Source organism: Ulvibacter litoralis (assembly GCF_900102055.1).
In the GTDB taxonomy this organism is placed as follows: domain Bacteria; phylum Bacteroidota; class Bacteroidia; order Flavobacteriales; family Flavobacteriaceae; genus Ulvibacter; species Ulvibacter litoralis.
Genome location: NZ_FNBA01000002.1, coordinates 499,071 through 519,163, shown reverse-complemented (window position 1 = coordinate 519,163; position 20,093 = coordinate 499,071). Strand labels below are relative to the sequence as shown.

Sequence of the window (20,093 nt, the reverse complement as noted above, 5' to 3'; positions counted from 1 at the left end):
GTTTTTAAAGAATTGGTCGCTAGTAAAAGCGTATCGTTCGTTTTTTTTGAAAGTATTAGTTACTCCTTAATAACTAATACTGTGGCTTTATTCCCTGTAAGAAGGTTCCACTCGTAAGCAGAAACTAATATGCCGTTGTCATCATACACATGCAGCTCGGCAGTGTTAGGACCCGAATCGCCTTGATTTAACGCTTGAAAATCTATTTTATTAATTCCTTGTTCCAAATGAAGATCGAAACCTCGAAAACTACTGTCTAATAAAATATCACTTTGTACCACATCGTCGTTTACATAAACACGTATTCGATCTCCATCCACAAACTGATGGTCACGATATACCACATTTACAAAAACTGCTTTCGTTTTAAAGTCCCCTAATTGTTGGTCTCTTCCGTATTCTTCTTTAATTTCCTTGTCTTTCACGAAAGCCTTAGGTCCTTTGGCCGATTTATTTTCCAATAAGCCATCCTCTTGATTCATAGAGAAATCATCGGGTTTCTCAACGCCAATAGATTTTGTATTATTAGGATTGTATTTATGATCCGTATTCTGAGAAAGGTTTGGAATTTTCGCAGCAGGAATTTCTAAACCCGTTGGAGCTGAAACATTCGCTTCTTTATCTTCAAATTGAACAGAAGTATTTGTAGGATTATCAAATTGTGCCGAAGCAGTAGTGAACATCAATCCGAAGAGTGCGCAACTTAAATAAAATTTGGTTTTCATATTTTTAATAACTATTGAAATATAGTCAATAATCAAACCAAAAATTATTATTTCAAATTTTTAGCATTTTTTTGACAATTTGGCTCCCCGATTCGTTTTGAATCTTTAAAAAATAGATGCCTGAAGTTAATCTGTCAAGATTCTTAAAAATCATTCTGATTCCTTCCTTATCATAGTCAAGATCTAATTTTCTACCATTTATTGTATACATTTCCGCAGTATTATATTCAAAAGCTACTCCTTGAATAACAAAACTATCTTGAAACGGATTTGGGGTTATTATCACTTCGGAAAGATTTTCCGAAGTATTTATGTTTAGAATATTTGATTCATAATCTGCTACTTCAAAATCATCAAAATAGAAGCCATCCCCTGGAGAGTTATTATTGTTTGTAAGGTAAAATCGAACCCTAACATCACTATTGTTTTTATACGCTGAAAGATTTATCATTTTCTGATTCCAAAGATCATTTAACGAATAAACTTCGACAATATCCCAGGTAATACCGCTATCGACAGAAACTTGAAAACGCACCAAATCTCCTAGTCCTAACGAATGTTTCGATAGAAAAGACACTATTGGGAACGACGTTGTTGTTAAATCGAATACTTCATTTAGTTCAAAATAATTTTGCGTATTATTTAAACCATTACCTCCGTTTGAATCACCAAAACAACTTACCCCGCTATACGAATCGTCATTTACAATTCCCCATTGAATACCATTACCCGAAGCTGTCCAATTAGCCGCACCACTTTCAGAATCATCAAAAAATAACACCTCTTTTTCGCCTATATAAATAGTAATTTCTGACGTTTCATTCACTACACCATTTTGTAATGTATTAATGGATAAATCAAATGAGCTTTCTGAAAAAGCAGGAGCTACAGTAATGGTAAAAGGAGTCATTAAATTATTTGCTCGAGATCGCGCAGGAACAGTCCCATAACTTAAAGGGGGTGAAACTGTAATACCAGAAGAAGTTGAAGCTAGTATCACTTCAGAATTTAAAGCATTTTCATTGACGCCGACATTTTTAATTTCTACAACGAGTTCGAACGAGGTTCCTGGCAAAGCGTCTCCAATTTGAGTGTGCGATTGAACATCCAAATATGCGCCAGCAATCCAAGACTGATAAAACATGGGACGAACATTTTCGCCTACTAAATCGAATATTTCACTTTGCGCTGGCCAAAAACCACTACCGTCAATTTCTGGTGTCCATCCATAAATTCCTTCCGAATGGAAATAATCGCGTGTAGTTCCGCAGGAGGTATACCCCAACATTTGATATGTTACTCCATATAAATAATCATTTTCATTTAAAAACGACGAAGCCCATTCAGAATAAATTTCAAAATCTGGTGGTGATGTGTCATATCCATAAGGCATTAAATACTTTCCTGCTGTTGAATGAAGAGAAAATCCTGTTTTTGGTTGTATGGCAGTAATAAAATCGCGAACCGCTATAGTTTCAGGTTCAGAAAAAGGACCCGTCCCGTGATAAATATCTGAACATTCATCGTTACTAGCGCAGGAACCATCGTGAGCAAATTCAAATCCGTAGTTCCTGTTAAGATCTACTCCAAAGCACCCTCCGCTATTTACACTTCGATTTTTACGCCACAATCCACCCCCATTGGGGTTTGTTTCTTCATTATACACATACCCATCTGGATTAACAACTGGTACAAAATAAAGTTCCCGATTATTAACAAGGTATTGAACTTGAGGATTGGTGGCATAATTTTCCAAAAGCCAAAACATATAATTTATATTGGTTGCCATCGACAATGGCTCACGAGCATGATGTAAACTATCAAAATAAGCTGCTGGTTCTTCTTCGTTTAGGTCGGGATTGTCAGAAATTTTAACCATCCAAATTTCGCGACCTTCATGACTTAGACCAATACTAGCTTTTTCGGTGATAAGATTTGGATAATCTTGTCGCATCTCGTCCAATTTGTCTTCAATTTCATCGTAGGTATAAAATCCACCCATAGTCCCATAATCGAATCCATTGGCAGTAGTTGGTGATTTTACAACATTATGGGAACTTTCTACATCGAAAAGCTGTAATTGTTTATAGTACCTATTATAATCTGGAATGGTAATCTCAAAAGAAAAATTAGAAGTCGCTAGTTTTTCTAATTCGGAAGGAGTCACAAAAAAGGAAATTCCATTTTCTACATCTCCTTCATAATGATCTATATTAAACCCCAAAGAAATCAATTGCTGAATTTGTGAAGGATTTTCTATTTGTACAGCAACTTTACTATACGTTATTTGTTGTGAATTTCCATTAAAAGAAAACAACACACATATAAGCAACATTGCAGCTTTTAATGGAATTTCTATATTCATGTCTTTATTTTTTTCTTCGTTTTTTTCTCCAAACAAAAAAAAGTACAATAATTAGTAATGGAAGAGCAATAAATAAGACTATATCTTCAGGTTTACTAAAATCTACAGGTGAATTTGTATTAGGGTGAGGTACATCTTTAGGAATTTGACTATTCGCCTTCATAAAGGTGAATAATAAAAAACTCAGAACTGTCATTTTTACATTCATTTGGATTAATTTTGTCAACTAGTATAGAAAAATACAGTTTTTTTCAGAAAAACGTTAACAAATAGTGTTAAGAATTTGGATTTGTTAATTGTAAGTATTACTATGCCATGTTATTTTAAAACAATAAAAAATATATGAGACAACTCAAGATTACAAAGCAGGTTACTAACAGAGAAACAAAATCTTTAAATAGTTATTTGCAGGATGTTAGTAAGATTGAACTAATTACCGCAGAAGAGGAGGTTGAATTAGCACAACGAATTCGTGAAGGGGATCAGCAAGCATTAGACAAACTTACTCGTTCAAATTTACGATTTGTAATTTCTGTAGCAAAACAATATCAAAATCAAGGTTTAACACTTTCAGATTTAATTAATGAAGGGAACGTAGGTCTTGTAAAAGCTGCACAGCGATTTGACGAAACTAGAGGTTTCAAATTTATCTCTTATGCAGTTTGGTGGATTAGACAATCAATTCTGCAAGCAATCTCTGAACAATCACGTGTGGTGCGTTTACCTCTAAATAAAATTGGTGATATCAATAAAATTAGAAAAGCTGCCATTCATTTAGAGCAAGTACACGAACGTGTTCCTTCTGCTGCCGAAATCGCTGTAGAAGTAGATATGTCTGTGAGCAATGTAAAGCAAGCCTTAACTAACTCTAGCAGAAGTTTATCAATGGATGCTCCTTTTCAAGAAGGAGAAAATGATAATAACCTATATGATATTATGACATCTGGCGAATCTCCTAATCCTGATAAAGGGTTATTGCAAGATTCGTTACGTATTGAAATTGGTCGTGCTCTAGACACACTTTCGCCAAGAGAAGCCGATGTAGTTCGCCTTAGTTTCGGATTAAGCGGACAACCTGCAATGTCTCTTCAAGAAATTGGTGATACCTTCGATTTAAGTCGTGAGCGTGTTCGTCAAATTAGAGAAAAAGCGATTCGTAGATTACGTCAACAGTCCAAAAGTCATATCCTTAAAAAATATTTAGGATAATTCTTACGTTTTTAACTTCTTCTAACAACAGTTGGGGTTATTTAACAAAACAATAGTAGTTGTTAACTAATTTTTTGGTGATGTAGCGCCCTATATTTGCAACACAAACCATTAAATTAGTTAATAATGAAAAAATTATTTGCAGTATTTTTAGTAGCAGGAACATTCATGACAACTTCATGTGTTTCAAAAAAGAAGTATGTTGCATTAGAGGGAAAGTATAACGATACAAGTGCTACCCTATCTAAAACACAACTTGAAAAAGAAGAAATTGAAGCGAAATACGCTAAAATTGAAGAACGTGTAGCCAACTACAACGCCAAAATTCAAACACTTTCTAGTTCAAACATTTCTCTCAACAAGCTAAGTAACGAACGTTTACAGCAAATTGACAATGTTGTTATCTCTACTAACGACAGAGAAAAAATGAAAGAAGCACTTGCGAAAGTGGATCAAAATGAACTAGCACAAGCAAGAACGCTTAAAGATTCTATGAATCTTATTGTTTCATATAACTTAAAGAAAAGCTTAGACAATAGCTTACTTGTTGATGGCGAAGATGACGATATTCAGATAGATATTGACGATACCGTAGTAATGATTACTATTTCTGATAAGTTATTATTCAACTCTGGAAGTTACCGCTTAAACTCAAAAGCAAATCCATTATTAGAGCGATTGGCTTCTGTAATTAATAGCGAACCTGCTTTAGAAGTAATGATTGAAGGTCATACAGACTCGCAAACTGTAAAACCAGGCGCTTCTATTAAAGACAACTGGGAATTAAGTGTTGAGCGTGCTACCGCAGTTATTAGAACCTTACAAGATAAATATGGCGTTGCTCCAGAAAAACTAATCGCAGCGGGACGAAGCAGTTACCAACCGCTTACCGATAATGATACCAAAGAAGGAAGAGCGACTAACAGAAGAACACGAATTGTAATCTTGCCTAACTTAGATAAGTTTTTAGCGTTACTTTCTGCTAATTAAACAGTCTAGACTATTATAAAAAAAGCGACCCTTTAAAAGGTCGCTTTTTTTATATCTATATTTTTCATACATTTAATACAATCACAACTACACTTCGCTATTCATGAGAATTGAAGACTCAATTTACAAAGACAAATATGTAAAGAAAATTACCATTGAGATTGGTGAGCTATATTTCTTTGAACGCTTTATTGTTTCCGAAATAAATGAAGGAGCTCACTTTACTTGGACAATTGCTGAAAAAATTATTAATCATGCGTATGATCATTATGGAAAAGATATTAAAGTAGTTTACATTGCAAATAGAATAAATACATATAATATTAATCCACAAGATTGGCTAAACTTTTATAAAGAGCGACACCATCTAGAAGGGTTAGCTATTGTTGCCTATACTAAATTAGGTTTGATGAACGTCGTTTTAGAAAAAATTTTCACGCAAACAAGACTAAAAAAGTTCAACAATCTTGATGATGCCATAAAATGGGCGCTTTCTCTTGAAGACAGTCGTAACTTAAAAGCGACCAACGAATTCTAAAACAAAACACCCTTTTAAATTCTAACTAAATTATTTAGTAGGTGGCGTACTCGGGCGCACCTCAATTTTACTAGGCAATGTTCTAGGGTTCATTTTTAGTAGATCAACAACAAGCTCACCTATATCTTCTTTTTGTATTTTCCAGGCGTCTTTTTCGTTTGGCTTATTTCCGTTAAAATGTGTCGCCACAGAACCTGGCATAATAGTACTTACTTTAATTCCGTGTTTTCTCAAATCTAACATCACCGCTTGCGTAAACCCAGTTAAACCAAACTTACTTGCATTATAAGCGGCGCCACCCGCAAAAAAGTTCGTTCCCGCCAAACTCGAAATACTAATAAAATACCCTTTACTTTCAATAAGAGAATCCATCCCAGCTTTTAAAGTAAAAAAAGGTCCCGTTAAATTGATGTCTATTGTTTCTTGCCATGCTTCAATTGATAAATCTTCTACTGTCGCAAAATGTCCAACACCCGCATTTGCAATAACAATGTCTATTTTCCCAAATTCTTTGAGTACCGCTGCAACAGCTTTTTCCTGACTCTCAAAACTTCTTACGTCAGCTTCTAGTCCTATGGCATGTACCGAGTCGTTTCCTTCAGCGTTGAGTTGTGAAGCTGCTTCTTTTGCTGTAGCTTCCGTACGTCCTGTAATTGCAACGTAAATTCCTTGTTTCAATAAACTTTCAGCAATACCATATCCAATTCCTTTGGTTCCGCCTGTTATTAATGCTACTTTATTGTGTAAATTCTCCATGATTTTCTTCTTTTTATCAAAGTTACAAACCCAATAAAGTATTCTTCTTAATTTAGTATTAAATTTGAACTATGAAATATTTCAAAATTCTCATTTTCATAAGTAGCTTTTCTTTATTTTTTTCTTCGAAAGCAAACGCACAATCGAATACACTTATAAATATATCTGAAGTTACTTCCGACTTCGCTTTTGAAATACGGTACGCTACGGCAAATAATTTTATAGGAGAAGTTTTGTACGATTGCGCAGCATGTCTTTTACAAAAAGAAGTTGCGGAAGCTTTAGCAGAAGTGAACCAGTATTTTTGCGAAAAAGGATATCGTATTAAACTTTATGATTGTTACAGACCTTTAGACGTTCAGAAAAAAATGTGGGCCAAGTTTCCAAGACCTACGTATGTAGCAAATCCCTACGGAAAAGGCTCTATTCACAACAAAGGAGCTGCAGTAGATATGACATTAGAAACACTCGACGGCTGTTTTGTAGACATGGGAAGTGATTACGATTACTTTGGAAGAGAAGCACATATCGACAACTATAACTTTTCAGAAGAAATACTCGCCAACCGAAAACTCTTGTTTGAAGGAATGCGAAAATTCGGATTTAAAACCATCCGAACCGAATGGTGGCACTTCAGCTATAAAAAAAATTGGAGCTACCCTACCTTAAATACTCCCTTACCTTGTGAGGACTAATTTTAAGTCCTAATTTATTCTTAAATTCCAACGAAGCAATTTTCAATATGTATCTTTGTAATAAAATATAACGCCTTGGAAAAAACGATTAAAACCTTCAAAATTATAAGCACTTTAGAAGCTATTTCTTTTTTAGTTCTACTTGGTATCGCAATGCCTCTTAAATATATTTGGAACCTGCCTGAAATGGTTCGAATTGTTGGAATGGCACATGGTGTGCTTTTTTTATTGTACGTTGCTGGTGCCGTTTATGTATCGCAATTACTAAATTGGTCTATTAAAAAATTAGTCATCGCTGTACTCTGCTCAGTACTTCCTTTTGGTCCCTTTTACGTTGAGAAGAATTACTTATAATGTATATAGAAACTCTTACACATATTAGCTGTTGGTTCGAAAACTTGTTCAACACCTTAGGGATGAATCCTTTTTTGGCCTCCATCCTAAACTTACTGATTAACTGTTTTGTAATCGCGTTAGTTGCGTATGTACTGGATGTATTTTTTAGAAAAGTTATTATTGAAACCTTTAAAGCTTTCAGTAATAAAACAAAGACAAGTTTCGACGATTATTTGGTAAAAAGTAATTTTCCTAAATTTATTGCACACTTTATTCCCTTAGGAATCACTTGGGTGCTCATTCCTATCGTATTTTTTGATTATCCAATTCTGAAGCGGTTAATACTAATTACAATCGATATTTACATCATTGTTCTTAGTGTATTGGTGTGCAGAAGTATTATTAGGACCACACGAAATTACCTTCAAGAAAAGCCAAGATTTCAAGACAAACCATTAGAAAGCTATGTACAGCTTCTTATGATTTTTGCTTGGGGAATTGGAATATTCCTGATTATCAACACGCTTACAGGATATTCTCTTGTAAGTCTTGGTACTTTAGGAGCCGCTTCCGCAGTGCTATTATTAATTTTTAAAGATACCATTCTTGGTTTTGTAGCAAGTATTCAAGTATCTGTAAACGATATTGTTCGTATAGGAGATTGGATTACATTCAGTAAATATGGCGCCGATGGTTACGTTACCACGATTAACCTAGCAACGGTACGCGTTCAAAATTTTGACAACACCTTTACCACCATTCCTACTTATAGTTTGATTTCTGATTCTTTCCAGAATTGGCGCGGTATGCAAGAATCTAATGGTAGAAGAATTAAAAGAGCCATTTTTATAAAACAAAGTTCTATTCATTTTTTAACTCCGGAAGATGTTGAAGGTTTGAAGAAAATCCAGTTAATAAAACCTTATTTAGAGCACCGAGAACGTGATGTTGTCAAGTATAATAGCAAGTTTGAAGTCAATAAAGAACTTCTTATAAACGGACGAAACCAAACCAACTTAGGGGTTTTCAGAAAGTATGCAGATGCATTTTTAAATGAAAACCAAGCAATTAACAAAGACCTGTTTTTAATGGTTCGGCACTTAGCGCCTACCGACAAGGGAATCCCTATCGAAATATTCTGTTACAGCTACGACAAAACATGGGTGAACTACGAACACATTCAAGCCGATATTTTTGATCATTTACTGGCTGCTGTTCCGTATTTCGGACTAGAAATCTTTGAGTTACCAACGGGTAAAGATTTAGAGAAAATGCATTAGGAATTTTCCAATCGATCTTTAACAAATTCTATCTCACTTTTTCCGTGTGGCTTTGGTTTTCCATCGTCACCAAGACTTACCATTGTAATTTTCTCAATAGTAAGAATAACGTCGCGTGTCATTTTATTTCGAACCTCACAACGCAATGTTAATGAGCTAGATCCAAAACTCACGGGTTCAATACCAATTTCGATGATGTCGCCTTTTTTGGCAGAACTTTTAAAGTTAATCTCACTGATAAACTTTGTAACAGTACGTTGATTTTCTAATTGAATGATGGCATACAGCGCTGCTTCTTCATCAATCCATTCTAACAAACGACCTCCAAAAAGGGTTTCGTTTGGGTTTAAATCTTCAGGTTTAATCCATTTTCTAGTATGAAATCTCATTAAAATAGGGTTTTAGGGGTAGCCATTTCTGGAACGTGAATAGTAGTACCAAAACGTTCGTTGGCTTGTTTTATAAAATGTGCAGAAAGCAAGGGAGATGCTTGCTCTAAATTTTGATGTACAAAAAAGTAAATATTTTGAAGTCCTTGAGCAATCCATTCTTCCAAACGATCTATCCAGTCGTCCAGTCGCGTGTAATCTGTTTCATGATTTGCTCCATTGTACCGTATAAAAGCAGTATCGGTCGTCATTCGCATGTGCATTAAATCACGACGCCCTGCGGTATCTACCACAATGTTTGTTATATTATTTTCGTCAAGAATGTGATACAATTCATTGGCAACAACAGGATCGTTAAACCAATCGGTGTGTCGAAACTCAATTGCTAAGCGCATATCTTTAGGAATTTGTTCAAAAAAAGGAACCAATCGATCCATACTTTTAGGAGAAAAATTACTGTGCAATTGTAAGAAAGGCATTTCTAACTTTTCTTGCAAATTGGAAGCATTCAGAATGTATTCATTTAGATACGCTTCAGCATCTACCAAGCGTTTCCAATGACTTACGCCCTGAAATAGCTTCGGAAAGAATCGAAAATTGGAAGGCGTCTTATCGTACCAACCTGCAAAAGTTTCCGAAGGGAAAATTCGATAAAAAGTAGCATTCAATTCAATACTATTAAACTGCGTGCTGTAATAAGCGAGCTCATCTTTGGTTCCTCTGGGATAAAACCCTTTTAAATCGGCTCGATTCCATTTTGCACAACCAACATATAAATTTGGCACTTTTTTCTTAGGATACTTAGCCAAAACATTCTTAGTGTCTATGTGATCTTTAGGCAAGGTAAAATCAATGATTGCTGGATTATCAACTTTTCCAAAATTCATAATAAATCCTTTTCGTAAAGATACTAAGCATTCTGCTTAAAAAATAAAGATCTTATAACAAACCAAAGTCTTTCAGAAAAAAAATGGAATACTATTGTGTAAACTCTATGGTTCGTTTTTATTTGTACTAGGCAAAACAATACCGCCAACAATACATGTTATTTAACTCATTCGATTTTGCAATTTTCCTTCCTATTGTCTTCCTGCTATATTGGTTTGGAACCAACGGAAATTACAAATATCAAAACATCCTAATAGTACTCGCTAGCTATGTGTTTTATGGCTGGTGGGATTGGCGATTTCTACTATTGATGTTTGGTAGTACCATTGTAGATTACTTTATTGGACTAGCGATTGAGAGACAAGACACTAAGGCTTCAAAAAAGCGATTTCTTTTTGTTAGTATATTCGTGAACCTAGGAATACTAGGGTTTTTCAAGTATTTCAACTTTTTTACTGAAAGTTTTGTCGATACTTTTTCTTTCTTCGGAATGCCGTTTAATGCGCCTTCCTTATCGATTATTTTACCCGTCGGAATTAGTTTTTACACCTTCCAAACACTTAGTTACAGCATCGATGTGTATCGCGGAAAGTTAAAGCCTACTTCAAATTTCATTGCGTTTGCAGCCTTTGTGAGCTTCTTTCCACAATTAGTTGCTGGACCGATAGAAAGAGCTACAAATTTAATTCCGCAGTTCTTAAAAAAACGAACCTTTCAATCGGAAGAAGCACTGCTTGGTTTGCGGCAAATAGTTTGGGGACTTTTCAAAAAAATTGTAGTAGCCGATACTTGTGCAAATTACGCCAACGAAATTTTTAACAACTACGAACATTACAACAGTGTTACTTTAGTTTTAGGAGCTATCGCTTTTGCTTTTCAAATTTATGGAGACTTTTCAGGGTATTCCGACATTGCTATAGGAACCGCGAGGTTGTTTAACATCAAGTTGATGAAAAATTTCTCATATCCCTATTTCTCAAGAGATATTGCCGAATTTTGGAGGCGTTGGCACATTTCATTATCTACTTGGTTTCGAGATTATGTCTACATTCCGCTAGGAGGAAGTAAAGTTTCGCAACGGAAAGTGATTCGGAATGTTTTTGTCATTTTTTTGGTGAGTGGCTTTTGGCACGGTGCAAATTGGACCTTTTTAATTTGGGGGTTTCTAAATGCGCTATACTTTTTACCATTATTACTTCGGAAACAAAACAGAAAGCATTTAGATATCGTTGCTGAAGATGGTCTGTTCCCTTCGCTCAAACATTTGTGGGGCATTGTACTAACCTTTTCAATAACAACCTTCGCTTGGATCTTTTTTAGAGCGAATTCGATAACGGAAGCTTTTGCATATATTGAAAGAATAGCGCATTTCAATATTGGTATTGAACGCATCAACATCAACCGCTTTCCGTTTGAATTTTTACCAATTGTAGCCCTCCTACTCTACTTTGAATGGTTTTCTAGACACCAAGAGTTCCCCCTTTATAAAAGCGCTAAATACCAGTTTAAAACGATTGTGGTCCTTGTCGCTATTTTACTATTAGGTAGTTTTTCGACTATTGAGGATTTTATATACTTTCAATTTTAATCTATGAAAAAGCTACTTCTAAAAACACTGTTTTACTTGCTGGTCATTGCCATCACGGCTTTTGTTTTTGAAAAACTTTTCACTTACACACATTATCACAATGCGCCTAGAAGTTCTGAAGATTGGGTAATGTCGCTCGACAGCACAGATACTTTCGATTATGTTTTATTAGGTTCTTCTCGTGTTTTAAACAATATTGACCCCAAAATAATTGAAGAAAAGACTGGAAAAAAAGGAATAAACTTAGGGGTGTATGGCGGTCAGGCATTTGACATCAAACTTTTTGCGGAACGACTTATCAACCTAAAAAATACTGCTCATTTGTACATTCAGGTGGATGATAGCTGGAATAACGATCGGGAAGGAAAAACTTCAAGTTTTAACTGGCTACCTTTTATTGAAGAAGACTTTGTTTGGGAGCAGTTTAATGCACTCGAAAACGAGCAATACTGGTATTATAAACACATTCCGTTTTATAAATATGCATCATTTGATTCTGAAATTGGAATTCGAGATTTTATAAAAGGTATCACCAATCAGAAATTAAAATCCATAGCAGATTCAGGCTTTATCTCATTAGAAGAAGAAATTCCTAGTGAAGAAGCTTCTAAAACGTATCCTTTCAAGCTTAAAGACACCATGAACCTTCAGATAAATCATATTCTAAGAATGTGTACTGAAAATAATGTACCAGTAACATTTTTTACCGCACCTATTTTTAATGCTGAAGGTGATCATTCTATTTTAAATAAATACCTTCCAAACTATCATGATTTTACAAATACCTATTCAAACCCCGATTACTTTAAAGACAGAAGGCATTTAAACGCTACAGGAGCTTTTCATTTTTCAGAAAAAATTGCTGATATTATCAACCAACAGTAAACTATTTATTAATGTAAATTGTTTTTTTATTGAGAAACTCTTTGATACCGTGTTCACTAAGCTCTCTACCATAGCCACTTTCTTTCACACCACCAAAAGGCAATCTAGGATCGCTTTTTACCAATTCATTGATGAAAACAGCGCCTTCTTCAAAACAAAATGCCATTTTTTCAGCAGCTTCTATATCTTTAGTAAACAGAGAAACACCCAGTCCGAAGCGTGAATTGTTAGACAACGCGATGGCTTCATCTACATCTTTAAAAGTAGTTACCGATAATACGGGTCCGAAAGTTTCTTCAGCAAAAACAGCCATTTTTTCAGAAACATTACTCAGTACAGTCGGTTCAAAATAAGCGCCTTGACGGTTCCCTCCTAGTTCTAATTTGGCACCTTGCTTCAACGATTTTTGAACTTGTTCTTCTATCGTTATTGCCAAATCTTCACGCGCCAACGTACCAATAAAAGTATCTGGATCCATCGGGTCGCCACTTTTCAATTCGCGGACTTTCAGTAATAATTTTTCAATAAATTCTTCAGAAATAGCTTCAGAAACCAACAATCGTTTCCCTGCAATACAGCTTTGCCCTGTATTTTGATAGCGGGCTTGAACACAGGTTGCAATGGTTTTATCCATATCGCAATCGTTAAAAACAACCAATGCATTGTTCCCTCCTAGCTCTAGCACCGATTTTTTAATTTGTGCGCCTGCAGTAGCAGCGACAGCAGCCCCAGCTGGCCCGCTACCTGTTAGGGTGACCGCTTTTATAATTGGATTTTCAATGATGGCTTCAACCTCTTTACTTCCTATTAATAAAGTCGTAAAACAATGCTTCGGAAATCCCGCATTTGAAAACACTTTTTCAATGTTCAATGCACTTCCAAATACATTTGAAGCATGTTTTAATACGCCTATATTTCCTGCCATTAACGCAGGAACTGCAAAACGAAATACTTGCCAAAACGGGTAATTCCATGGCATTACAGCCAATACAACTCCTAAAGGCTCAAAACTTGTGTAGCTTTTATAGGCATCTGTCTTTATAACTTCATCCTTTAACTGTTCTTCAGCATTTTCAGCATAATACTCACACAACCATGCGCATTTTTCGATTTCGGCAATGGATTGAGAAATGGGTTTTCCAATTTCAAGCGTCATCGTTTCCGCATACTCCTGTTTGTTTTTTTTCAATTCTGAAGCTGCCGCTATCATCCGTTTTTTTCGTTCTGAAAAAGTGGTTTCTCTCCATGTGTAGAATTGGTCGTTTGCTTTTTCTAATAATTGAGTTATTTCTGTTTTAGTATGTGTCGTGAAGGTTTCAATTTCGGAACCTGTGTAAGGATTTACGGAGGTTATTGTTGCCATTGTTTTTATTTTAAAAGTACTTAAAAGAAGCAAAATACAGCGAATGTTTAAGATGACTTTAACCCTAAAACTGTTGAAACAAATGTTTATAACTAATTAGAATACCGCTTCAGAAAGGTGTAAGAATCGCTAATTTTAGTAAAACTCAAAGTTATGAAAACTCGTGATGAAGTTTTGAAGCATATTCGCCCACAAATCTCTTCAGCAAAAGTAACTCCTTCGATGACTTCTGCTGAATCATTTCAAAATAATACACTACGTCCAATCATTAAATTACAAAATGATTTATTGGTGGCTGTATTTAAAAATTATGTTTGGAAACATAAAAATATATTTCACACACTTTCCGTAGAAAAACAATTGGAATATATCGAAAATGCTGTTCAAAAAGATATAAAGTTTAGAAACGCATTAAAAGGGATTATAATTGGTCATTTTACACTAAATGAATACACCATTTACACCGAAAATTCGTCCGCGTTGAACAAACGAATGATGAATATTGTTAAAGAACGGTTAAAAGACAACTTGTTACAGCTTGCTGAAAGCTCCATTTTATCATCTTTATAATTAGCTAATATGCTATTTATCAGCGCCCTACTAAATTTGTAGGAAATACTCTTGCATCCCTTTATTTGTAAAGGTTAAACCTTTGTAAAATTCCTACAATTCGTTGTTTTCTTAATTCTAAAGGCAGTACTTTTGCCGTTGCAATTTTTTAAAAGAAAAATGAACATGAAAAAAGTATTATTAGGTGTATTCCTTTTAGGATTAACCACCTCTATTACCTACGCTCAGGAACAAAATCAGGAGCAAGAAAAAGAAGTATCTAAGTACAACAAATGGAGTATTGAACTTGCCGCTGGTGTTCACAAACCAACAGGGCAATTTGCACCAGGATATTACACCCAAACACCAAGTTTTGGACAAGCAAGTTTAGGCGTTAGATACATGTTTAACAACAAATTTGGTTTGAAATTAGAAGGTGGATACGCTACCATTGAAAATGACGACAGCTCTTTAGCGTTTAAAACAGCCAATTACAGAGGGTCATTGCAAGGGGTTGCTAATTTAGGAGCCATTTTAAACTTCAACGACTGGACGAATACCTTCGGATTGTTATTACACGCGGGTGGTGGTTTCTCTATGAATGACTACAAAGAACCGTTAGACCTAAATAACGATAATATGCTACATATTATGGGAGGTATAACACCGCAAATTAAAATGACAAACAACCTTGTGCTTACAGGTGATGTTTCTGTAATCGGAAACACCAGACAATACCGTACGTGGGATGGTACTCAATTAAACACCGAAAGAGGCGTTAATGGTTTTGCTGTAAACACTTCTATCGGAATTACATACTACTTAGGAAAAGCTGAAAAGCATGCTGATTGGTATTTTGAAGAACAAGAATTTGAAGACACAGTATCTGATTTAGAAGAGAGATTATCTAAAGTAGAAACTGACCTTATTGATTCAGATCAAGATGGTGTTCCAGATTACTTAGACCGTGAGCCAAATACAATGTCTGGTGTTGCTGTAGATTCAAAAGGGATTGCTGTAGATCTTAACAAAAACGGTATTCCAGATGAGATTGAGAATTCATTAGACCAACGTTACGCTAAAAAAGGTGAAGGTGGTATTCTTGAAGGTAGCAATAACGGAAGCTTAAGCATCAAAGATCTTTTAGACAAAGGATATGTAAATGTTTACTTTAAGTTTAACAGCACTACTCCAGAGACGTATTCATTAGAAGCGATTAACTACTTAATTAGATATATGGAGCAAAATCCATCAGTTAATGCAGAATTAGTTGGATTTGCTGATGAGATTGGCGGAGAAGCTTACAACAATACATTATCTGAAAAAAGAGCGAAAAAGGTATACGATATCTTAGTAGCTTCAGGAGTTTCTGCAAACCGACTTACCTCTAGAGGTGGTGGTGTAGATAATTCAGTAGACAAAACTTCATCTCCTGCTAGACAGTTAGTGAGAAGAGTTACGTTCAGAATAAAATAATTTTACACACATATATTTTAAAAAGCTCCTTAAATTAAGGAGCTTTTTTTATGCCTATATTCCAAGTAAGTAATTACAAAGTATTCCTATAATAATTGTAAGCGAGAAACTCATTAAAGTCCCAATTAGCACATATTCTGTCTGTTTACGAGCACCACTCTTTCCTTTATCACTAAATCGTAAAATAGATTTAGCACCAATTAAAAATCCAATTGCAGAAAAATTCCCCGTTAGTATAAAAGTAAGCACTAAAATGCGTTCAAAAATTCCAATATAACGTCCTGCTTTTTTTAAACTTGGAAACTTCCCTTCATCGCCAGCAATTTCTTCCTGCCAACGTTGTGTTGCTTTCCCTACAATAAAACCTACGGGAAAAATAGCCAATAAGTATGCTATTCCTATAAGTAAGATTTCTTCGGAAGTAAATACGGAAGCGATAAACGGAAGTATTTCTGAAAAACCTTCCGTCAAATACAACCATACTCCTAGCAAAACGAGTAAATGAAGCAATTGATCTAACAAAAAGTAGTGAAGCGAATCATCTTCCTTCTGAAGCTTCCACAAGTCTATAAAAAAATGAGTCACCGCAATTACAACAGGCACTCCCCACATACTCCAATCCTGAACAATTACGTACGTTAACAATCCCGAAATACCTGCGTGTATAAATAAAAAGGGTGCTTTTGCTTTCTTCTTTCGCTTCTGCTTTATCAGTTTTTCCGACTGTAAAACAAAATCGGTTATTACATGCGCCAAAACAAGTTGTAAGACTAAAACTAATGCTGGATTCATACAAAATACTGTTGAGCTACTTGCGTGTAGCGTTCTAATAATAATTTAATTTCGTCCCATCCTGCCGCTTTTTTCCGAAGATTAATTGCTGCCTGACTTCTACTCAATTCGGTTGCAATTTCTTGTTCTTTATAGCCTTTCAGTAGAAAATAAACAACTTCTGCTGAAGCTATAGACCAACGGTCTGTGGTGGCGTCCAAAAACTTTAATTGAACCTTAAATTCTGAATTTACATCTGCATTTGCCGTTGTTAAAGCCATTTTCATTCCTTCAGCCTTCATTATATCCAATGTTCTTCCAGAATACTGAAAAGCCTCTCCATTGCTTTCTGCCAATGCATCTTTTTGATAGGTTGCCTCCCCTATTCCTATAGAAATACGAATTCCCGCTATGGGTGTCGTACTTTTAGAGACTTCCGCATTCGTTACTGCGTTTACTGCCGCTTTAATTTGAAGTGCAATGGTTAATGCTAGTACTGGATTTTCAACCACACCTTGAAAACTATCGCCACGGTATATAGAAAACGATATACGCTCTCCTGGATATTGTGCTTCAATGACAGCGAACTCTTTCTTTAAAGTAGTTACGACTGCTTTTAGTGTAGTTGACTCATATTCCGAAGAATTAATTAAATCGCCACTAAGTATCGCTATATTCTTCATAGTTCTTAAAATTAATCAAATTCGAAGCAACACTAGCCGCTGCTTATCTATAAGCCTTTAAACCTATAAAAAACAAATATAAGCTATTTAGCTTATAAAACAATATTATAAGTTATTTGACTTATAATTATCAAATCTTTCTCTATAAAATACTATGACAACAAAGACTCTCCATTAAGGTCTGTCGTTAAAACAGAACTCATATAATCGAAAAAAGGACGCATTAATAAAAAGTGCTGTACTACAATTTGTTGGAAATCTTCGGAAAAAACCACATCATCTGGAAACTTATGAACCACAATAAAGTTCTTCAATCGAATCAAATCAATATTTTCATCTTCTTTACTGAAACCTTTAGGTGCTGTTTTAACTGTATTTGCTTGGTCAAAATTACCAAATGCTTTTTTAAATTCTTTTTGGTTTAGAATAGTACGAATTTCGGAAGCATCCAATTCAATTTCTTTTCGAATACGTAGTAAATCGGCAGGATTCGGATTAAAAAAACCACCTGCTATTGCTGAATTTCCAGGCTCTAATCGTAAATAATAACTCCCTCTTCTATGCGCACCATCTCTAGAAAAACCAACACTTCGATGTACATTATACGGCGTTTTATTTTTACTGAAACGCACATCTCTATTAATTCTGAATACCTTCAGCTTATCTATCTTGTCTGTTTTATTGAGTTCTTCTTCAATTGAAGCATAAAAAGCTTTAAGCATTTTTTCGTTTGCTAAATAATCACTCTTATGCTCTTGCATCCAATCGCGATGATTATTCTTTTTAAGTTTCAATAAAAAATTAAAAGAGGATTTAGGAATAGTCACAGGCATTAGCGCTTCTTTTTAACGTTAGATTTTAATTTATGAAATTACAAAAAGTATTAGAATCGCATTATACAAATAGAATTCATTTAAAAAAATACGATAAAAGTTGTACTTTTAGAGATAACAACCTTAAAAACAAAACAGTATGACAGCAAACAAACCCGGTACAAGCTTTTGGATTATAGCCATTGTCGGACTCATATGGAATCTCATGGGAGTCTATAATTTTTTTCTAACGGTAACAAATAGCGCATCATTTAGAGCGCAATACACCCTAGAACAGCTCCAAGTATTAGACGCTGGTCCTTCGTGGATGCACGTTGTATTTGGCATTGGAGTAATAACAGGAACTTTAGGATGTTTGTTTTTAATTCTAAAAAAGAAACTTGCCATTGCTACGTTTGCCGTATCGTTGGTTGCTGTTTTAATACAAATGGGGTTTTCTACATTCGCAACAGATTCTGTTAAAGTATTCGGAATTGGAATGGGCATTGTGATGCCCATCATCATTATAGCGATTGCTATATTTCTATACTACTACAGCAAAGGCGCTACACAGAAGGGATGGATTAATTAATTTAAATTCAAGAAAAACTAAAACACTCCCTAGAATAAAGTAATTGGGAAGTGTTTTTAGTTATAACTATAACCACTTTTTTCTTTTAAAATACCACAGCATTCCTAAGAACACCAAAATCATTGCAATCCATAAGTAATAGTATCCGTATTTTAAATGCAATTCGGGAATATATTCAAAGTTCATCCCATAAATACCTGCCATAAAAGTTAAAGGGATAAAAATAGAAGCCATAATGGTAAGCACCTTCATTACTTCGTTCATTTTATTACTTATGGTAGACATGTACATATCCATTAACCCCCAAATCATTTCTCGATAAATATCGACACTTTCACTTACTTGAATAATATGATCGTATAAATCACGAATGTAATTTTGTGTCACGTTTTCTATTAGAGGAGAGTCTATTTTTTCCAATCTATTAATCACTTCTCGCAACGGAATTACCGCTCTTCGTATTCGTAAAATTTCTTTTTTAATTTCCTGAATATCCTGTACCAAACCAGAATCTACGTTATCCTCAAAGAGCTGATCTTCAATTTCTTCAATTTTAGCACTTAAAGTTTCAATTACACTAAAGTAATTATCCACAACAGCATCCATAATCGCAAACATTAGATAGTCTGGCCCCGAGTTTCGAATTCGCCCTTTGGCATTTTCTAAACGATCTCTAAGTCCGTCAAAAACATCTCCATCAGACTCCTGAAACGTAACCACATAATCTTCTCCTAAAACAAGACTTACATGTTCATTCACAAATTCATTATTTTCATTGTAATGCAGCATTTTAAAAACAATGAATAGATAGCCTTCATATTCATCGATTTTTGGGCGTTGATTTGTAGTGACAATATCTTCTTGAATTAAGGGATGTAAGTTATAATGCGCCCCTAACTTTTCAATGGTTTTAGCGTTATTAAGACCATCTACATTTATCCATGTAATATTTTCAGAACCCTTGTATTTAAAGGCATCTTCTATATTTTCAGTTTTAACATTTAAAAAGTGATCCTTAGAGTAATCTATAATATCTAAAGAAATGTGTGTGCTTTCTTTTTCACCCGTATAAACCACTGTTCCAGGGACAGAATTCTGGAAATTTTTAGATTTTTTAGATGCAACTCTCTTTTTGCGTCGTTTTGCCATGGTACTCTACGTTTCTGTTTAGAAATAAAGGTAAAAAATTGATTGAATAAAATA

21 protein-coding genes are annotated in these 20,093 nt (G+C 34.8%); 11 read left to right on the top strand and 10 right to left on the bottom strand.

The window, feature by feature from the left end:
* Positions 1 to 59 precede the first annotated feature (59 nt).
* Both BLQ00_RS08465 and BLQ00_RS08460 read right to left on the bottom strand, forming a co-directional pair.
* Entirely contained in the window at positions 60 to 725 is a 666-nt protein-coding gene (locus tag BLQ00_RS08465) for a hypothetical protein (protein WP_093143097.1), read from the bottom strand.
* A 52-nt stretch (positions 726 to 777) separates the two neighbouring features.
* A complete protein-coding gene (locus BLQ00_RS08460; protein WP_139149377.1) occupies positions 778 to 3,090 on the bottom strand; it encodes a M14 family metallopeptidase in 2,313 nt (770 codons plus the stop codon).
* A gap of 342 nt (positions 3,091 to 3,432) precedes the next feature.
* On the opposite strand from BLQ00_RS08460, the gene BLQ00_RS08450 reads away from it, so the two are divergent.
* The 3 genes from BLQ00_RS08450 (at position 3,433) to BLQ00_RS08440 (ending at position 5,827) form a co-directional block, all read left to right on the top strand.
* Complete coding sequence (locus BLQ00_RS08450) at positions 3,433 to 4,299, top strand: sigma-70 family RNA polymerase sigma factor (protein ID WP_093143090.1); 867 nt, start codon at positions 3,433 to 3,435, stop codon at positions 4,297 to 4,299.
* Between the two features lie 126 nt (positions 4,300 to 4,425).
* Positions 4,426 to 5,289, top strand: coding sequence for an OmpA/MotB family protein (locus BLQ00_RS08445; protein WP_093143087.1), 864 nt, complete (start codon positions 4,426 to 4,428; stop codon positions 5,287 to 5,289).
* 103 nt (positions 5,290 to 5,392) lie between these two features.
* The gene (locus tag BLQ00_RS08440; RefSeq protein WP_093143085.1) at positions 5,393 to 5,827 is read left to right on the top strand and encodes a hypothetical protein; all 435 of its coding nucleotides are present in this window, start codon (positions 5,393 to 5,395) and stop codon (positions 5,825 to 5,827) included.
* Positions 5,828 to 5,857: 30 nt separating this feature from the next.
* On the opposite strand, the gene BLQ00_RS08435 is transcribed toward BLQ00_RS08440, so the two are convergent.
* On the bottom strand, positions 5,858 to 6,583 hold the full coding sequence (locus BLQ00_RS08435) for an SDR family oxidoreductase (RefSeq protein WP_093143082.1): 726 nt from the start codon (positions 6,581 to 6,583) through the stop codon (positions 5,858 to 5,860).
* 71 nt (positions 6,584 to 6,654) lie between these two features.
* Here BLQ00_RS08435 and BLQ00_RS08430 point away from each other — a divergent pair, with 71 nt between their 5' ends.
* From BLQ00_RS08430 to BLQ00_RS08420, 3 genes are all read left to right on the top strand, one after another.
* Positions 6,655 to 7,278: a M15 family metallopeptidase gene (locus BLQ00_RS08430; protein WP_093143080.1), complete on the top strand. Its 624-nt coding sequence runs from the start codon at positions 6,655 to 6,657 to the stop codon at positions 7,276 to 7,278.
* Between the two features lie 75 nt (positions 7,279 to 7,353).
* Positions 7,354 to 7,632, top strand: coding sequence for a DUF3817 domain-containing protein (locus BLQ00_RS08425; protein ID WP_093143077.1), 279 nt, complete (start codon positions 7,354 to 7,356; stop codon positions 7,630 to 7,632).
* The gene (locus tag BLQ00_RS08420) at positions 7,632 to 8,894 is read left to right on the top strand and encodes a mechanosensitive ion channel family protein (protein WP_093143075.1); all 1,263 of its coding nucleotides are present in this window, start codon (positions 7,632 to 7,634) and stop codon (positions 8,892 to 8,894) included. Before BLQ00_RS08425 ends, BLQ00_RS08420 begins: the two co-directional genes overlap by 1 nt.
* Here BLQ00_RS08420 and BLQ00_RS08415 read toward each other — a convergent pair.
* Together BLQ00_RS08415 and BLQ00_RS08410 are read right to left on the bottom strand one after the other, a co-directional pair.
* Entirely contained in the window at positions 8,891 to 9,283 is a 393-nt protein-coding gene (locus tag BLQ00_RS08415; RefSeq protein ID WP_093143072.1) for an acyl-CoA thioesterase, read from the bottom strand. The genes BLQ00_RS08420 and BLQ00_RS08415 overlap by 4 nt on opposite strands.
* Complete coding sequence (locus BLQ00_RS08410) at positions 9,283 to 10,170, bottom strand: DUF72 domain-containing protein (protein WP_093143068.1); 888 nt, start codon at positions 10,168 to 10,170, stop codon at positions 9,283 to 9,285. Before BLQ00_RS08410 ends, BLQ00_RS08415 begins: the two co-directional genes overlap by 1 nt.
* Before the next feature lie 155 nt (positions 10,171 to 10,325).
* On the opposite strand from BLQ00_RS08410, the gene BLQ00_RS08405 reads away from it, so the two are divergent.
* Both BLQ00_RS08405 and BLQ00_RS08400 read left to right on the top strand, forming a co-directional pair.
* Entirely contained in the window at positions 10,326 to 11,759 is a 1,434-nt protein-coding gene (locus BLQ00_RS08405; RefSeq protein WP_093143066.1) for an MBOAT family O-acyltransferase, read from the top strand.
* Between the two features lie 3 nt (positions 11,760 to 11,762).
* A complete protein-coding gene (locus BLQ00_RS08400) occupies positions 11,763 to 12,644 on the top strand; it encodes a hypothetical protein (RefSeq protein WP_093143063.1) in 882 nt (293 codons plus the stop codon).
* Between the two features lies 1 nt (position 12,645).
* Here BLQ00_RS08400 and BLQ00_RS08395 read toward each other — a convergent pair whose 3' ends face one another.
* Positions 12,646 to 14,007, bottom strand: a complete 1,362-nt coding sequence (locus BLQ00_RS08395) for an NAD-dependent succinate-semialdehyde dehydrogenase (RefSeq protein WP_093143061.1) — start codon at positions 14,005 to 14,007, stop codon at positions 12,646 to 12,648.
* 153 nt (positions 14,008 to 14,160) lie between these two features.
* Between BLQ00_RS08395 and BLQ00_RS08390 the strand changes: the two genes are divergently transcribed.
* Positions 14,161 to 14,577, top strand: coding sequence for a glyoxalase (locus tag BLQ00_RS08390; RefSeq protein ID WP_093143059.1), 417 nt, complete (start codon positions 14,161 to 14,163; stop codon positions 14,575 to 14,577).
* A gap of 165 nt (positions 14,578 to 14,742) precedes the next feature.
* Positions 14,743 to 16,032 (top strand): OmpA family protein, encoded by a 1,290-nt coding sequence (locus BLQ00_RS08385; RefSeq protein WP_093143942.1) that lies wholly within the window; start codon positions 14,743 to 14,745, stop codon positions 16,030 to 16,032.
* A gap of 54 nt (positions 16,033 to 16,086) precedes the next feature.
* Here the strand turns inward: BLQ00_RS08385 and BLQ00_RS08380 are convergent, their stop codons facing one another.
* The 3 genes from BLQ00_RS08380 to BLQ00_RS08370 form a co-directional block, all read right to left on the bottom strand.
* Positions 16,087 to 16,824 (bottom strand): DUF3307 domain-containing protein, encoded by a 738-nt coding sequence (locus tag BLQ00_RS08380; protein WP_093143057.1) that lies wholly within the window; start codon positions 16,822 to 16,824, stop codon positions 16,087 to 16,089.
* Entirely contained in the window at positions 16,821 to 17,486 is a 666-nt protein-coding gene (locus BLQ00_RS08375; RefSeq protein ID WP_093143055.1) for a hypothetical protein, read from the bottom strand. Before BLQ00_RS08375 ends, BLQ00_RS08380 begins: the two co-directional genes overlap by 4 nt.
* Before the next feature lie 152 nt (positions 17,487 to 17,638).
* On the bottom strand, positions 17,639 to 18,319 hold the full coding sequence (locus BLQ00_RS08370; RefSeq protein ID WP_093143053.1) for a DUF2461 domain-containing protein: 681 nt from the start codon (positions 18,317 to 18,319) through the stop codon (positions 17,639 to 17,641).
* 139 nt (positions 18,320 to 18,458) lie between these two features.
* Here BLQ00_RS08370 and BLQ00_RS08365 point away from each other — a divergent pair, with 139 nt between their 5' ends.
* The gene (locus BLQ00_RS08365) at positions 18,459 to 18,890 is read left to right on the top strand and encodes a hypothetical protein (RefSeq protein WP_093143050.1); all 432 of its coding nucleotides are present in this window, start codon (positions 18,459 to 18,461) and stop codon (positions 18,888 to 18,890) included.
* Positions 18,891 to 18,956: 66 nt separating this feature from the next.
* Here BLQ00_RS08365 and corA read toward each other — a convergent pair whose 3' ends face one another.
* Positions 18,957 to 20,039 carry a magnesium/cobalt transporter CorA gene (gene corA / locus BLQ00_RS08360; protein ID WP_093143047.1) on the bottom strand — a complete coding sequence of 361 codons (1,083 nt, stop codon included), beginning with the start codon at positions 20,037 to 20,039 and terminating at the stop codon, positions 18,957 to 18,959.
* Positions 20,040 to 20,093: the final 54 nt, after the last annotated feature.